Origin of the sequence: Clostridium sp. AF50-3 (genome assembly GCF_003477445.1) — a bacterium.
Lineage (GTDB): Bacteria > Bacillota > Clostridia > Lachnospirales > Lachnospiraceae > Otoolea > Otoolea fessa.
Map to the genome: position 1 here is coordinate 1 of NZ_QUDH01000019.1, position 16,591 is coordinate 16,591.

Sequence of the window (16,591 nt, forward strand, 5' to 3'; positions counted from 1 at the left end):
AAAGGAGAGTGCATTAATTATGAGAAAGCAGACTAAATTAGTTGCAGTACTTTCTGCAGCAGCTTTACTCGCTATGGGTGCTTCCATGACTTCTTTCGCAGCTGGTTGGCAGAAAGATGACGCTGGTGTTTGGCACTACTATGATAGCGATGATGAGATGGTAACAGGCGAGTGGAAAAAAGATGGCGGTAAATGGTTCCACCTCGATGATGAGGGAGATATGGAGACCAACACATGGGTAGACGATGACTACTATGTAGGCGAAGATGGCGCTATGCTGACAAACGCTTGGAAGTATACTATGTCTGATGATGATCAGGATGATCCGGATTCCGATGGTAAGCATTGGTACTATTTCAACAACAAGGGTAAAAAAGTTGCTGATCAGGATAAGAAGATCAATGGTAAGACATACCTTTTCAACGAAGATGGTGAGATGCTGTATGGTTGGCAGGATTGGCAAGGAGCTATTTACTACTTCGGTGAAGAGATGGATGGCGCAAGAACAGAGAATAAGTGGCTGTGGCTTGAGAAATCCGGTATGTTAGATACTGATGAGGATGTACAGAAAACAGTTCCTGGTTGCAGTGAAAATGACATCTGTGATGACGAAGGTTGGTACTGGTTCAATGCTTCCGGTAAGATGTACAAAGACGCCGCTAAGAAGAAAATCAACGGAAATCCTGCAAGTTTCTGCAGTTCCTTCGGATTGTTGAAGCGGCTGATATCACCTACTTCTGCAAGGAATCCTGACACTGTCCTGATTCCCACACCTTTGATCTCTAACAGCTTTTCAGCCATCGGAATCTTTCTTATCAGTTCTTCAATTAGAACCATAACTTCCTGTAGACGCGTATTTCTGGATTCATAGTCCTCCAGAAGCATTCGAATTTCCATTCTTGCAGACACCGCACCTTCTTTGCTTCCAACGCTGTGCTCAGCAGCTTCTATCAGGGTCTTCGCCCTCGCCTTTCCAACTGCTCTTAACTTCTCATCACGCCAGATTTGGTTCACTCCATCGATACCTAACGTCAGGATATCTTCAGGGAGTGGTGCTGCTTTAAGGATTAGCATTCCGCTCTTGGCATCCGGCTTTCCGTATACCGTCTTATATTCAGGAAAATATATATTGAACCAACGACTGATTCTGTTTTGAATTCTTGTAAGTTCCGCCTGTAACTGGAATCTTATGTTTGATGCTGTTCTAAGATCAGCATAAACACCATCCGGCAGATATGGGATCATGTAACGTCCCTCCCTAACTAATCCTGCTATAACTTTCGGATCCTTACGGTCGTTTTTAGTCGGATTATTGTCGTCGAGTTCTTTTGATTTTTTCACATGGTGAGGATTTACAAGCACCGGTTTCATTTCATTATCCTGTAGAAACTTTCCAAGATTGAACCAGTAATGCCCTGTCGGTTCCATACCTGGAACCACCTTATCCTTCTCATGTCTTTCTTTGAGGTTCAGGATCCATTCCTTAAATGTCACAAATCCAGCCTCTGTATTGCTAAACTTAAATGGCTTCTTCGAATACTCGATTCCTCTGTAATCAAAAGCTCTGGCATAGTGCATTTCACTTCCGACATCAATTCCGAGTACCAAAGTTTTTTCTGTAATAGCTTCAATTTTTGCGTTCTGTGTGTTAGACTTCATTGTAGATACCTCTCTGTATAATAAGATTTTTACTAACCTGCCAGTCAGTAGTCTTATTGTACTCTGAGGTATTTTCAATTTTCAACGTCTACGCTTTTTATTATACAGGAAGCTCCTTTTACTTTTTGAAATAATTTTCTCGAAATCCTAACTGCATTACCAGGTCATTATACTTCGGATATGGAAAAGTATCGCAAGTTGCAAAAAAAGGGAGAGATAATGTTACTGTTCACAGGTAGGCACTTTTGGAACCGAAAGTGCCGTAAGAAAACGTGGTGGCAGCAGGAATTTGCCGTATTTAAATGCGAAGCCACGGCAAATTCCGTTACTGGGCACGTATGCGTGAACAGTAACGAGATAATAGGGGAAATTTAAGATTTCCTTCCTTGCTATCCACAAAACGAAATGCTATACTGATACAAGCCGTTTCTCTGGTTTTACGAATAAGAAAAGGAGAAGAATGTGATGGAACAGACAGAGATTGCAAGAGAGCAGGGAGCTCCGACTGCATCCATTTTGGCAGAGCAGGCATGGGAGGGAAAAGTCCGAAAGGTTTTTTCATGGATTGTGTCGGTGTATCTGTGTGTGGTGTTTGGGGCATTTCCGCTATATTTCCATAATTATTATTATGATATTCTGGTATCGAAATATCAGTTTTACTGGCTCAGCACGGTTGCGATGCTGGCGTCATGCCTGATCGCAGCGATAGTATTTGCGTGCATGGACTTAAAGCGGTTTGGCGGGGCGCATGTGCGGCGCTTTTTGGGCGCGTTTCGACTGACTGAATTAAAAAAGCAGCCATTTGCCTATAAGGCGCTGGCAGTTTTCTGGGCGCTGGCACTGATATCGACGGTGCTGTCGGACTATGTGTATGAGTCGTTCTGGGGAAATGAGGGACGATTCAGCGGATTATTCTTGATTACGCTGTATGTGCTGGGAACGATTGTGATCAGCAAGTATGGTCGGATGAGAAAATGGTACCTGGATGTGTTTTTGGCATCGTCCGTTTTGGTCTGTCTGTTTGGAATCACAGATTATTTCCAGATGGATTTATTGGGATGGAAAAAGGGCGTGAGCAATGAACAGGGAAACCTGTTTGTATCTACATTGGGAAATATTAACACATATACGGCGTTTGTGGCGCTTACGATGGCGGTTGCTGCGGCTGTTTTGTAAGTGAGAGAAAAGTGGGACGCCGTATCTGGTATTATCTGGTTTCGGCGCTGGCCTTTTTTGCATTGATTACCGGACAGAGTGATAATGCATATTTATCACTTGGAATGCTGTTTGCGGTGATGCCGCTGTTTTTATTTACGACATGGCGGGGCATCGCAGATTATGGTATTCTGGCGGCTACGTTTATGACCGTGATCAAGGTAGTAGATACGGTCAATAAAGTATATGCCGATCAGGTCATCGGTCTGGGCGGTGTGTTTGGCGTGTTGGTGCGCTATCGTTATCTGGAGGGAGTCGTCGTTTTATTCTGGATTCTGGCGGGGATTCTCTGTGTTTGGAAACGGAAGATGGAACAGACGAATCCAGAGAGCAAACCGGGACGATGGATTTGGCGTGGCTGGTGTGCCGTTTTGATTCTTGGATGCCTGGCAGTGGCATTTGTCCTCTATGATGCAAATCTGGGAGGACATGCGGAATGGTACAGCGCGTTGTCCCAGTATCTTGTTTTTGATGATGACTGGGGGACGAACCGAGGATATTGCTGGAGAATTGGCTGGCAGTCCTATCGCGAGCTGCCGTTCCTGCATCAGTTGTTTGGTTTTGGACCAGACACATATGGAATTCTGACTTGGGATTTCAGGCAGGATGCGCTGGATCGGTATGGAGTTTTCTATGAGAGCGCCCACAACGAATATTTGCAGTACCTTGTTACAATGGGACCGCTTGCGCTTGCATCCTATCTTGCGTTTCTGGGCGGCGCCTGCGTGCGGATGTGCAGAAAATGGAAAGAGTGCGCCTGGATCCTGGCGCCTGTTCTGGCGGTGCTCTGCTATGGAGCACAGGCAGTTGTTAATATCAACCTCCCGATCGCGACGCCGATTATGTGGGCGATGCTGGCGATTGGGCTTGCACTCACAAGAGAGGAAGCAGAACAGGCAGAATAGCTCAAATAGACAGCAAATCCGGGCAGATTCGTCGGAAAAGCCGAAATGACGAACTTTGTCGATTGAGAATTTAAAGTAATGTGTGAACAGTAACTGAGCGATGCTCCGTGTCGAAATTTGCGATCGATAGACTCTTTTATTTTTCTTAAAATCGGTTTATAAATAATATGAAACGAAAAAACGATAGGATCGCCTGGCAGAGCTGCGTTATGCAGTGTGGTCATCTGAATGGAAGAACAGGCAGTCAAAAGGAGGAGAGTTTATGGATGAAGCTAAAAAATTGGTCGTTTTGGAACAGGAAAATGAAGAATTAAAGCGTGAGCTAAGGAGTTATTTAAAACTCTGGATCAGATGAATCAAAGCTTAAACCGGATGATTGACCACTACATACTCTGTAAGACGGAGAAGGCGGGATAAGCGGAGAAACTGGATAAGATGGGAGAGAAGAGGCTCATTTATACCAGATGGAGCAAGTGAACAATCAAATCAAAAATTAAATACTAAATCGAATATCAAAGCCGCATGATTCAGAAGGTATGTTATTAAACCAGAATGAATCATGCGGCATTTTTTATGTACTCTATGTAATATGCAGTTGGCGCGTCAATTTCCAGATTAAATCATGCATCCAGGAGATCGTCTGCTCCAGCTGCTCGTTTTTCTCTCTTAGCGCCAATACTTCCTGATAGAGAGTTTCCTTGTCGGAATCTTTTGAGATATCCGGATGGAGATTCGAGGAAGTGGAAGATGATTTTGTTTTACCCGGTGCTGCAGAATGATCTGTCATCAATTTGGTGTTATCAGGTGCTGCATTTTGATCCGACGATTTTGCATCATCCGGTGATTTGCTCCGGCCGGATGGCTTTGTCTGCCTGGTGCCTTAGCCTTGTTCGCCTGTTTGGCTTTAGAATCCAAAGGGCTTGCCGCATTAATCATGTGTCTGGAAATCAGGATCTGCCGTTGTGGATAGTCTAAGTCCATGAAATCCTGATACGGAATGGGAAGAGGAGTCATGGCGATTGAGCAATGCGGACACACCGCATTGGCAACGAGCTGAAAGAATCCATAATGTCCACAGTTTGGACAGCAATAAACATTTAAACCACGCATAGAGTTGCCTCCGTAGAAGTAAGAGTTGAGTCATTGGGAGAAAAATGAAAACATCCCCTTTATTATAATACGTTTTAATCGGGAACATTATAACTGGTTTTTAGAAAAAAATTTAAAAATTTCCAAAAAAATTTTTAAAACGATAAAAAAAGACATCTTTCAGAAAAAATACCGCGGTGTCACAAAAGTGTCCTGCGGTATTTGAACGGATGCAATATTATATTTTACTGGATGATTCCAGATGTGTCAACTGTCCAGGCAGTATCATTGCTGTCTTTGATATCCTTGAACCCTTTTCCGAGTTCCGGACGGGAAGCGGAAGAGGAGGAAGAGGTTGCTTTCTGGATGGTGCCGCTGGTGTTTACCAGGTAGCGTTTTTCACCGATGGAAACCGGCTCATAGCGGAGTTCCGGATCCGCCTTCTTTAAAAGACCGTTTACATAAACCTGGTTATCGCGCTCTCCATGGTAGCCCTGTCCTTTGAGGGAACCTTTGGTCTGGAAATACCAGATCTGGTTTTCTTCTAAATCATCATTGTAAATAGTCTGCTTGCCGGTACGCATCACGCCGTCGTCGCCGAAGTAGTAGGAGGCGAAGCTGCCATCCGCCTGTTTCAGGCTCTGAAGTCCGGTCTGCATTTCACCGCGCTCGTTGAAGCAGTAGCGCTCGGAATTGATGGTGAAAATAGCAAGATCCTTCTCGGCAAAGTAAGCGGTTCCGTTTTTAAAGAAGAAGGAAAATGGCTCTTCTTCTTCGCTGATGCCCGGTGCCCCTTCAATGGTGTACCAGCCGCTTGCCCGGCGTCCGCCATTTTCCGGATCGTAATAGCGGAAATCGTTTAAGCTGACAGTGTCTGTGGCAGAGTTGTCCGCTGTTGTTGCTTCGTTTGAAGGTGTGCTGGAGCTTACAAAGCCAGCTTCCGCGACATTGATCCAGCCTGTCTGCATCTGGCCGTCGATGAAAGTGTAGTAGCCATTGTCGATTTTGCGGTCCATCTGGTTTACGATCATGCGTCCTTCGGTGTCAAAATAGCACCAGACATCTTCATCGTCGGTGTCTTTCGTGATGGTTTCCAGCAGAATCCATCCGGTTTTTCTGGCGCCGTCATCCTCCTCGCCGAGGTAGTAGATCTGTCCGTCCAGCTCCAGAAGCCCGGTCTGCATCAGTCCGTCCTCGTCGAAATAGTAGGTTTTTCCGTCAATGCTCATCCATTTGGCAGTTACAATCTTGCCGTCTTTGCCAAAATAGAGCCAGGAGCCGCCGTCCGGAGAATCCGGGCTGTCGTAGCTGATCTCATTTTCAGCCGAAACCCATTGGTTCTTTGCCATGTGCCCCTCATCGTTGACGAAATAGTCATCGACTCTCTGATTGGTAGCAATCTCGCCTTCCTCATCGAGATAAAACCAGTCGCCATTCCGCTTTTTCCATGTGTTTGTCTCTTTATAGCCGTCCTCATCGTAGTAATAAAGACGACCATCTTCCTCTGTCCAGCCGCTCTGAGCCGCCAGAACTCTGTAAGTTCCCGTATTTGTCATTATAGGTGCAGCAGCCGCGAACAAAGCCGCAGCGGATAAAACAGCTAAAGTTTTAGTTTGCTTACGCATGGTATAATCTCTCCTTTTTGAAAATGCGAAAATCCATCGCTGCATTACGGGGCTTATTATACGGGGATTATGCGTAAAAAGATAGTGTGCGTTGCTGGAAAGGGTGGAGAGATGTGGAAAAAGGGGTGAACCAGCTGGAACACCCCTTTTTCTATATGAAAATATAATTTTTTATTTTACATATTTCGAATCCGTCAGGAACTCCAGCGTCAGCGTTCCTGCCAGCCTCTCCAGCGTATCTATCACATATTGGTTAATACTCTGTGATTTTTCCCGCGCGATCCGGTAGTCCATCGCGGAATTATAATAGTTGTCTCCATCGACCGTATATCCGTCGAATCCCGCGCAGGCGGCGTGGTGGATGCTTGTTTTGGTCAGGACGTTCAGCAGCATGACAAAGGAATTATCGATGATCTCTGCATTCTGGTCGATCAGGGAATTGTAGTTTAAGGTGTAATCAAAATGCGTATCTTTGACATTCGTCACGTTCGAGGTCGCGATGACGCGCACCGGGCGTCCCTGGGCGTCGGCGTGCTCGAGCAGGCGGTTGTTGAGCTGGACATACCGCCTGGAATTGCTTAAGAACGCATAATCGATTGGAATTCCCTCCGGGATAAAATTGACGGAGATTGTGATCGGATTGTGCGCCTTAATATAGGAAAGAATTGCCTCCTTTTCCAGTTCCAGATTCTTTCCTGGACCGAGTAGCAGAAGCGGGCGATCGCTCCAGGAAGCACTCAATGCCTGAATATCGGCTTCGTCATTGCATTCTGTGCTCTGATACCTGCGGTACAGTGTTTCAATGTAATCTTTGTCGTAGAGCAGTTTTTTCTCCGGCTCAATCGCATCCAGAATCGTATTGATGGATTTAAGTGACAGGGTGTGCTTATCCATCAGGAAGCGGACGTAGTTCGGATGGCAGTTGTTGGAGGCGGAAATATAAAAGAACAGGTTATATCCCCATGGGCTCTTGCGGAAGAACGGCATGATGCTGATATCGATTGCCTCGAGCATCTGACTGACATTGAAATTGCGTCCGAATACGGTGTTCATGTACATGGAAATGAGTTCGATCGGAAGATTTCCGGCGCTTTTTCCCATGCCGTACAGGGTGGCATCAACTAAAACGGTGCGGTCTGCCGGTTCGCGTAAGACTTCCATGCTGTTCGAGTATGCGAGCTGGAAGTTATTGTGGGAGTGGTAGCCGATCGCGATCGATGGTTTTAAGTTGTAGTTTAAGAGCTGGAAATAGTGCAGCAGGTTATCCTGATGCAGCAGACCGTAGGTGTCTACAAGGGACATCGCATACGGTTCCAGATCGTTGACAAGGTCAACCAGATCCAGAAGCTCACGGTCGGAGTAGCTGGTGATCGAAACCGCCTGTGCAAACACTTTGTAGCCCAGTTTTTTGACTTCGTGGCAGAACTGGATCGCCTCATGCATCACATGTTTTTTGAAAATGACGCGGATGCCGTCGATGTAGGACTCAGAACACGGGCTTAAATTAGAAATATCGCAGGTTCCGTAGTCGATCATGGCGACGATCATCGTATTTCCCTTGTCCAGCTTGCCGAAAATCTGATCGGCACACTGGGTTGTCGGCATGATCGTGCGGTTGCGGTCGAAGGTGCGGCGGTCATCTAGAAAACCAATTTCCAGAATGTCCACGCCCGCGCTGATCAGACGTTCAAAAATAGTAACAATATTGTCGTGACCGAACTCCCAGTCGTTGACGTAGCCGCCGTCGCGGAGAGTGCAGTCGAGTAATTTGACTTGTTTCATGATGTTTGTCCTCTTGTTATGTTTGTAATTTTAAAAATTGACTCCCAGAAACGCCCCGATATCATGCGTATCCTTTGCCGTATAAACCGGCGCATATTCCTGCCATGCCTCCGCGGTATCTGGTCCGAAGCCGTAGGTAACTGCCATAAAATCGACAGCTGCCTCTTTGGCACCTTTTCCGTCGGAAGAGGTATCACCGATAAGAACTGCCTCGGATGGAGACAACTCCAAAGCTTTTAAGCACTTGTGCAGAACGTCAGCCTTCGTCATTTTGCTGGCAAAATCGCTGCCGCAGATGGAGTCACAGAGTTCTGTGAAATGGTAATGTTCCAGCAGAGTCAGCGCATAATCTTCACGTTTCAGGGTGGCAACCCCGATCTTGCAGCCCTGTGCGCGGAGTGCGCGGATCAGGTCTTTGATACCGGCGTATGGCTCGGCTTTCAGCAGGTCGTGATCCTTGTACTGGGTGCGGAAAATCTCGGTTGCGTGGTTCGCGGCGTCCTCGTCCAGTCCATAGAGGCGGATGAGCGACAGCTTGACGGGCGGTCCGATAAAGGTGCGGAGTGTCGCCTCGTCGAGGGCAGGTTTTCCAAGTGCTTCTACCGTGTGACGTACGCTCGCAAAGACGCCTTCGGATGTATCGAGCAGCGTGCCGTCGAGGTCGAAGATCACGCCGCGGTATGTTTTCTTATTCATAGGGTGCTAGTCCTCCTGTGTAAAATCGCCTGTACTGTTTCAAGGTCGGCGGGGGTGTCTACGGAAAGCGTATATCCGCAGATGGGAAGAAATAGGATCGTTTTCCTATATTCGAGGAAACGCAGCAAATCCACGCCCTCGATCTGTTCCAGAATGCCCGGTCTGCTCTGGCAGAAGAAATCGAGCGATTCCCGCGTATAAAGCCCGATACTCACAAATTTCCGGGAAGGTTTGTCAAGCGTCCCCTTGCGGAATGGAATTGGCGCACGGGAAATGTAAAGCCCTGTGCCGTCCGGGCGGCAGACCACTTTTATGTTGGATGGATCGGCTGTCTCGGCATCGTTCGGGATATCTGCCATGGCATTGATGAGAAATGGACGTTGTACATTTTCTTTTGAGGTAATAACAGTAAGCGCCTGCTCCATAAAATTTTGCAGAATCTCCGGTGTCAGAAGCGGTTCATCCCCGCCGATCATCGCATAAAAATCAAATTTCCGCGAAGAAGCAGACTTGGAATCTTCCAGAATCGTCACCGCCTCCTGAATGCGGGAGGTCGGATTCTGATGGGAATGGGAGGTAAAAACCGCCTCAAATCCATATGTCTGACAAACAGCAGCAATCTCAGGGCTGTCGGTCGCAGCGTAAACGGCATCAAATACACCGCTGTCCCGCGCCGCCGCGAGAACCCGCACAACCATTGGAATCCCATCAATCTGTTTCAATGCCTTTCCCGGAAAGCGAACCGAATTAAGCCGCGCCGGAATCAGCGCGCAGACCTTTTTTTTCTGTGCTAATCGATTCATAAGACGTTCCTCTGTATGATAAAAATGCAGTTACATAAAGTAAACTGAACCGTAACGATTCAGGCATACCGATGTGAACCGGATGCCGACCTTTATTATAGAAAAGAAATAGGAAAAACACAAGACAACATAAGAAAAATGTAAGTTACTGTTCACGGGTAGGCACTTTTGGAACCGAAAGTGCCGTAAGAAAACGTGGTGGCAGCAGGAATTTGCCGTATTTAAATGCGAAGCCACGGCAAATTCTGTTACTGGGCACGTATGCGTGAACAGTAACAAAAGAACGTTTCAGAAGCAGGGAAAACGCCGTGCTGGCTATGAAAAGAGAAATATGTGTGATATAATGAGCGCAGAAGAAACGAATGCGGCTGCGAAGCAGACATATTCTTTTCTTGCGCCATTAACGAACGAACAGCCATGCGAAGCAGGGCGGTAGAGCGCGATAGCGCGGGTTCGTGAGTGGACGGGTGAGAATACGTTCTTATGATGTAGTATGACCACTTGACAAGGTATTTTCAGGAGGAAATCAAAATGAAACAGAAACTTTCTAATTATATAGCAGAAAAGCTTCTCGCATCCGGCATCACGGATGTGTTTATGATCACGGGCGGCGGCGCGATGCATCTGGATGACGCGCTGGGGCATCAGGAAGGGCTTCACTGCCTCTACAATCATCATGAGCAGGCATGTGCGATGGCAGCGGAGGCGTATGCCCGCATCCACAACAAGATTGCGGCAGTGTGCGTGACGACGGGACCTGGCGGCATCAATGCGATGAACGGCGTTGCGGGCGGATTTCTGGATTCAATCCCGATGTTTGTCATTTCCGGACAGGTGCGTTATGACACGACAGCGCGCAGCACGGGACTTCACCTGCGCGCGATGGGCGATCAGGAGTATGATATCACCAAATCGGTTGCCAATATGACAAAATACTGTGAGATGGTGATCGATCCGATGCGTATCCGCTTCTGTGTGGAAAAAGCCCTGTATCTGGCTTACAACGGTCGTCCGGGTCCTACCTGGCTGGATATTCCGCTGAATGTGCAGGCGGCAATGATCGAGACAGACGATCTGATCGGCTTTGATCCGGAGGATTATGAGGCGGGCGGAACTGGCTGGGCGGCAGAGAGCGCGTCCGAGATCCCGGAGGATACCGCCGGAAAAGGTGAATTTCGTGCAAAACTTCCGGCACGTGTGACGAAGGAGACGGCGCGTGCGATCATCAAGAAAGTCCGCACCTCCAAACGTCCGGTGATCAATGCCGGAAATGGTATCCGTATCGGCGCGGCGCACGATGTTTTCATGCGCGTGGTTGAAAAGCTGGGAATCCCGGTTGTGACCGGCGCGGACAGCATCGACTGTATCTATGACGAACACCCGCTGTACATCGGAAAAGGCGGCAACGTCGGCGATCGCCCGGGCAACTTCGCGATCCAGAACAGCGATCTGGTGCTGTCGCTCGGAAGCCGTCTGAGTTTCCGTCAGGTCGGTTACCGTTTTACTACCTGGGCGCGCGAGGCGTATGTGATTGTGAATGATATCGATGCCGAAGAGCTGAAAAAGCCGACCCTGCATGTGGACATGCCGGTTCACGCGGATGTGAAGGATCTTCTGACCGTGATGGACGAGGTTCTTTCGGAGGAAGGAAAAGCGGACGGCGCGGCTTCGATGACGCAGGAGTACAAGGACGCGCAGGCAGAGTGGCTGCGTATCTGCCAGGGCTGGAAGCATGATTATCCGGTGGTTCTGCCGAAGCACATGAACGGCGGCACGGAGACAGAGGCAAACGTATATGCATTTGCGTATGAGATGAGCCGCCGTTTAAATGAGAACCAGATCGTGGTTGTGGGGAATGGATCTGCAAACGTTGTGTGTGGACACGCAAATATTGTGAAAAAGGGACAGAGATTTATCTCGAACTCCGGCATCGCTTCGATGGGCTACGGACTTCCGGCATCGATCGGCGCGTGCGTGGCAGATCACAGCCAGGATATTATCCTGATCACCGGAGACGGCAGTATTCAGATGAATTTACAGGAGCTTGAGACAGTTGTCAGCCACCGGATGCCGATCAAGATTTTCATTATCAATAACGGCGGTTACCATTCCATCCGCCAGACCCAGAAGAATTTCTTCGGCGAGCCGCTCATCGGTATCGGCGTGGACAGCGGCGATCTTGGATTCCCGAGTATGGAAAAGCTGGCGTGGGCGTATGGATTCCCATATGTATCGATTCATGGAAACAAGGAGCTGGGCGAGAAGGTAGAAGAAACGCTGGCGATGGACGGCCCGGTGATCTGCGAGGTATTTGTAACGCTGGATCAGAACTTTGAGCCAAAGTCCGCGGCGAAGAGACTGCCGGACGGAACGCTTGTATCGCCGCCGCTGGAGGATCTGTCCCCATTCCTGCCGGACGAGGAGATGGACCGTATCATGCTGATTCCGCGTATTAAAAAATAGTAAAGGAAACGATAGAATGAAGATAGTTGTCACTGGTGCCACCAGCTTTGTAGGTCTGGGGGCGGTGCGCGAGCTGTTACATCGCGGACATCAGGTATACGCCGTACTGCGGGAACATTCGACGAAAGCGGATCTGCTGCGGGAAAATGGAAAATTTCCGCAGGGACTCACGATTTTGGAGGAGGATCTGGGGAATCTCTCGAAACTGCCGGAACGGATTCCGGGCGGATGCGATGTGTTTCTCCATATGGGCTGGCGCGGTGCAGGGAGTGATTCACGGAAAAATGAGGCAGTCCAGGAGGAGAGCGTGCAGGACGCGCTGAATGCCGTCCGCGTGGCGAAAGACCTCGGGTGCCGGCGGTTTCTCTTTACAGGTTCGCAGGCGGAGTATGGCGTCAAGAGCGAGCTGACAGACGAGGAGACGGTCTGCGAGCCGACCTCCCCGTATGGACGCGCGAAACTGGCAGTCCGGCAGCGGGCGGAAGTGCTCTGCCGGGAACTGGGACTGGATTACGGGCATGCACGGATTTTCAGCACGTATGGACCGGGCGATCACCCGTGGTCGCTTCTTTCCTCCTGTGTCCGGGTCTTCCGGGCAGGGGAGAAGATGACGATGACCGCCTGCACGCAGCTCTGGAACTTCATGTATATTGACGATGCGGGGCGCGCCCTGGCGGATCTGGCAGAATATGCGGGAAATCTCACGGATCACGGATGTGTCTACAATCTGGGCGGTCCGATGGATGAGACAGGACCGCTGCGCGGGTTTGTCGAGACGGTCTATGAGCTGTGCGGCAGGCAGGGCAGCATGGAATTTGGCGTCCGCCCGCCGAATGCAGAGGGAATCGTCAATCTGATCCCGGATATCCGCAAGATGGAGCGGGTGGTTGGCTGGAAGCCACAGGTATATTTTGAAGAAGGAATGAAGAGAATTCTAGCTTTTCAGAAATGATTTTTCTGCCCTCTGTGCAGAGTGACGGGAGAGAATGGTAAATATTTGGACATATTTTATCAGTTTATGCCAAGTAAATAGCGAAGCAGCCAAAAATCGTTAAGAAAATTGTAGGTTGTCAAAAGAGAGAAAGACGTTTAAAATAAAGGCAGTATAGCCGAAGCGGCTTTCTCTTTTTTTTGTGTTCGAAATTTGGTGGAACGAAACAGAAGAGTTCAAACAAAAAGCAAATTAATAGGAATCAGAAAAGTATGAAAAAAATCAGTATATTAATTCCCTGCTACAACGAGGAAGAGAATGTAGGTCCGATCAGCGAGGCAGTTGTGGAGACGCTGGAGCGCGAACTGCCGGAATATGACTACGAGCTTGTCTTTATCGACAATGATTCGACGGACCAGACGCGCCCGATTCTTCGCAAGATCTGCAGCGAGAATCCACGGATCAAGGCAATTTTTAATGCCAAAAACTTTGGACAGTTCAATTCCCCGTATTATGGAATGTTACAGTGTACCGGCGACTGTGTGGTCAGCATGGTGGCAGATTTTCAGGATCCGGTCGATATGATCCCGAAATATGTCCATGAGTGGGAAAATGGCTACAAGATTGTCATCGGCATCAAGACGGGAAGCAAGGAAAACCCGATCATGTATGCGCTGAGGAGCTGCTATTACAAGATGATAAAGAAACTCTCCGATGTCGAGCAGATTGAGCATTTTACCGGTTCGGGTCTGTATGACCGCGATTTTATTGAGATTCTGCGGGAGCTTGACGATCCGACGCCGTTTCTGCGCGGAATCGTGGCGGAGCTTGGTTATAAGCGCAAGGAGATCCCATATATCCAGCCGCAGCGCCGCGCAGGCAAGACACACAACAATTTTTACCGGCTCTACGATGCCGCGATGCTCAGTGTGACCTCCTATACGAGGTCGGTCTGCGCCTGGCGACGATCTTTGGAAGTATCTGCGCGGCGATCAGTATGATCGTGGCGATTGTATATCTGGTGATGAAACTGCTTCACTGGTATGATTTTCCGGCTGGTATGGCGCCGGTTCTGATTGGAATGTGCTTTTTAGGGTCGGTTCAAATCTTTTTCATTGGTCTGGTGGGAGAGTATATTTTATCGATCAATTCGAGAGTCATGAAGCGTCCGCTGGTAGTGGAGGAAGAGCGGCTGAATTTTGATACACCGGTGAAAAAAGTTGGGGGCAAACAGCATGAAATGTAATGTCGATGTAGTTCGGATTCGTGAAAATTCGATTCAGCTCAATGGCTGGGCGATCGGAAAGACGCCGGAAACGGAGATCACCTATCAGGTTGAAGATGGGGCACATCAGCCGATCCGGTTTCAGTATGTGGCGACCCGCCGCGACGACGTCAGCCAGATTTATTTTGGGCGAACGGTAGAAAAAGAGCTTGGATTTGATATCCAGTTCCCGTATGAGCGCGGAAAAGATTATTATCTGATCGCAAAAGGCGAGGGACGAAAAATCCGCATTAAATATAATGAAGAACTGATCCGCAAGCGCAGCAGTGTGGCGCACAAGCGGATGCAGAAGATCCGCGATCTGATGAACATGGAGACTGTGCGGGTCTGTCTGGATTTCTGGAAGGAAAATGGTCTGAAAGCCCTGCTGGTAAAATCCAAGCACAAACTGCAGGGAATTGACAATGACTACGATTACGGCGAGTGGTATTCACTGACGAAGCCGACGGCGGAGGAGCTGGAGGAGCAGAGGAAAAAGGTGTTTGACGCGCCGGTTAAATTCTCGATTGTGATTCCGGCATTTAAGACACCGGAGCGATTCCTGCGGGAAATGCTGGATTCGATCGCGGAACAGACATACGCAAACTGGGAGGTCTGCGTGGCGGACGGCAGTCCGGCAGGACAAAGCTGCGAGCGGGTGCTGGAGCAGTATGCGAAGAAGGACAGCCGCTTTAAATACGTAATTTTAGGCGAAAATAAGGGCATTTCCGGCAATACGAATGCAGCAATGGATATGGCGACCGGCGATTATATCGTGCTGGCAGACCATGACGATAAGCTGACACCGAATGCTCTCTATGAGTGTGCGAAACTGTTACAGGAACATCCGGGATGTGACTGCTTCTATTCGGATGAGGATAAGCTGGATATGGACGGCGGCGCTTTGTTTGATCCGCATTTTAAGCCGGATTTCAATATCGATCTGCTCTGCAGCGTCAACTATATCTGCCATCTGTTTGTAGTCAGCCACGATCTGGCAGCGCAGGTGGGCGGCTTCCGTCAGGAATACGACGGAGCGCAGGATTATGACTTCATTTTCCGTTGTACGGAGAAGGCGAAGGAGATCCGCCATATCCCGAAGGTGCTGTATCACTGGCGCTGCCACAAGGATTCGACAGCGAGCAACCCGGAGAGCAAGCTGTACGCATTTGATGCGGGTGCGCGCGCGATCATGGATCATTATAAACGCGTCGGTATCGAGGCGGAGCGCGTGGAAAAAGGTGTGGACTACGGCATTTATCACTCTGTATATAAAATTCAGGGGGAACCGCTGGTATCGATCATCATTCCGAACAAGGATCACCATACGGATCTGGATCTATGCCTGCGGGCGATTGAGACGCGGGCAACGTACCGCAATGTTGAGTTTATCATTGTAGAGAACAACAGCACGGAGAAGGAAACCTTTGAATACTATGAAAAGATTCAGAAGGAATTTTCCAATGTCCATGTGGTAACCTGGGAGCGCGAGTTTAACTATTCGGCGATCAACAACTTCGGCGTGACCTTCGCAAAGGGCGAATATCTGCTGTTTTTAAATAATGATACCGAGCTGATTGCGGAGAATTTCATCGAGGAGATGCTGGGACTGTGCCAGCGGGAGGACGTCGGCGCAGTTGGCGCGAGACTGCTCTATCAGGATGATACGATCCAGCATGCGGGCGTCGTGATTGGTTTCGGCGGCATCGCAGGGCATACGTTTATCGGGCTTCATAAGGCGGAAAACAGCTATTTCCACCGTGCGATGAGTACACAGGATTACAGCGCTGTGACGGCAGCGTGCCTGATGACAAAGAAAGCGCTCTTTGATGAAGTCGGCGGCTTTACGGAGAAGCTGGCGGTCGCATTTAACGATATCGATTATTGCATGAAAGTGCGGGCATCAAATCATTTAGTGGTTTACAATCCGTACGCATTGCTGTATCATTATGAGTCGAAGTCAAGAGGACTGGAGGATACGCCGGAGAAGGTGGCACGTTTTAACAGGGAGATCAAGATTTTCTCGGAGCGCTGGCCGGAGATCCTTAAAGATGGAGATCCTTACTACAATCCGAACCTGACGCTGCGGAAGTCCAATTTCGCCCTCAGGGATCTGAAAAAAGAGAAAATCGGAGAACCGTATCATCTGGAGGTATAAC

The 16,591-nt window shown here is 48.7% G+C and carries 10 protein-coding genes and 3 pseudogenes; 7 read left to right on the plus strand and 6 right to left on the minus strand.

Annotated elements, in window-relative coordinates:
• Positions 1-85 precede the first annotated feature (85 nt).
• Positions 86-627, plus strand: a pseudogene (locus DW085_RS16015) (glucan-binding protein); the annotation flags it as partial.
• Positions 628-693: 66 nt separating this feature from the next.
• Here the strand turns inward: DW085_RS16015 and DW085_RS16020 are convergent.
• Positions 694-1,659 (minus strand): annotated as a pseudogene (locus DW085_RS16020) (IS110 family transposase); the annotation flags it as partial.
• Positions 1,660-2,124: 465 nt separating this feature from the next.
• Between DW085_RS16020 and DW085_RS20000 the strand changes: the two are divergent.
• Together DW085_RS20000 and DW085_RS20005 are read left to right on the plus strand one after the other, a co-directional pair.
• Positions 2,125-2,835: a hypothetical protein gene (locus DW085_RS20000; protein WP_243034067.1), complete on the plus strand. Its 711-nt coding sequence runs from the start codon at positions 2,125-2,127 to the stop codon at positions 2,833-2,835.
• Between the two features lie 11 nt (positions 2,836-2,846).
• Positions 2,847-3,779 (plus strand): O-antigen ligase family protein, encoded by a 933-nt coding sequence (locus tag DW085_RS20005; RefSeq protein WP_243034068.1) that lies wholly within the window; start codon positions 2,847-2,849, stop codon positions 3,777-3,779.
• A gap of 786 nt (positions 3,780-4,565) precedes the next feature.
• On the opposite strand, the gene DW085_RS16035 is transcribed toward DW085_RS20005, so the two are convergent.
• The 5 genes from DW085_RS16035 to DW085_RS16060 all read right to left on the minus strand — a co-directional run bounded on the left by DW085_RS16035 (position 4,566) and on the right by DW085_RS16060 (position 9,774).
• Positions 4,566-4,889 carry a hypothetical protein gene (locus tag DW085_RS16035; protein WP_118493647.1) on the minus strand — a complete coding sequence of 108 codons (324 nt, stop codon included), beginning with the start codon at positions 4,887-4,889 and terminating at the stop codon, positions 4,566-4,568.
• A gap of 224 nt (positions 4,890-5,113) precedes the next feature.
• The gene (locus DW085_RS16045; RefSeq protein ID WP_107001450.1) at positions 5,114-6,493 is read right to left on the minus strand and encodes a cell wall-binding protein; all 1,380 of its coding nucleotides are present in this window, start codon (positions 6,491-6,493) and stop codon (positions 5,114-5,116) included.
• Positions 6,494-6,664: 171 nt separating this feature from the next.
• Complete coding sequence (locus DW085_RS16050; RefSeq protein ID WP_118493650.1) at positions 6,665-8,275, minus strand: aldolase catalytic domain-containing protein; 1,611 nt, start codon at positions 8,273-8,275, stop codon at positions 6,665-6,667.
• A gap of 30 nt (positions 8,276-8,305) precedes the next feature.
• Entirely contained in the window at positions 8,306-8,971 is a 666-nt protein-coding gene (locus DW085_RS16055) for an HAD hydrolase-like protein (RefSeq protein WP_022359155.1), read from the minus strand.
• Positions 8,968-9,774 carry a 3-deoxy-manno-octulosonate cytidylyltransferase gene (locus DW085_RS16060; RefSeq protein ID WP_118493653.1) on the minus strand — a complete coding sequence of 269 codons (807 nt, stop codon included), beginning with the start codon at positions 9,772-9,774 and terminating at the stop codon, positions 8,968-8,970. Before DW085_RS16060 ends, DW085_RS16055 begins: the two co-directional genes overlap by 4 nt.
• A gap of 531 nt (positions 9,775-10,305) precedes the next feature.
• Between DW085_RS16060 and DW085_RS16065 the strand changes: the two genes are divergently transcribed.
• The 4 genes and pseudogenes from DW085_RS16065 to DW085_RS16080 all read left to right on the plus strand — a co-directional run bounded on the left by DW085_RS16065 (position 10,306) and on the right by DW085_RS16080 (position 16,590).
• On the plus strand, positions 10,306-12,237 hold the full coding sequence (locus tag DW085_RS16065) for a thiamine pyrophosphate-binding protein (RefSeq protein ID WP_118493656.1): 1,932 nt from the start codon (positions 10,306-10,308) through the stop codon (positions 12,235-12,237).
• A gap of 16 nt (positions 12,238-12,253) precedes the next feature.
• On the plus strand, positions 12,254-13,189 hold the full coding sequence (locus DW085_RS16070; protein ID WP_118493659.1) for an NAD(P)-dependent oxidoreductase: 936 nt from the start codon (positions 12,254-12,256) through the stop codon (positions 13,187-13,189).
• Positions 13,190-13,440: 251 nt separating this feature from the next.
• A pseudogene (locus DW085_RS16075) lies at positions 13,441-14,414 on the plus strand (glycosyltransferase family 2 protein).
• On the plus strand, positions 14,404-16,590 hold the full coding sequence (locus DW085_RS16080; protein ID WP_107001456.1) for a glycosyltransferase family 2 protein: 2,187 nt from the start codon (positions 14,404-14,406) through the stop codon (positions 16,588-16,590). Before DW085_RS16075 ends, DW085_RS16080 begins: the two are co-directional and overlap by 11 nt.
• The last annotated feature ends 1 nt before the right edge of the window (position 16,591 follow it).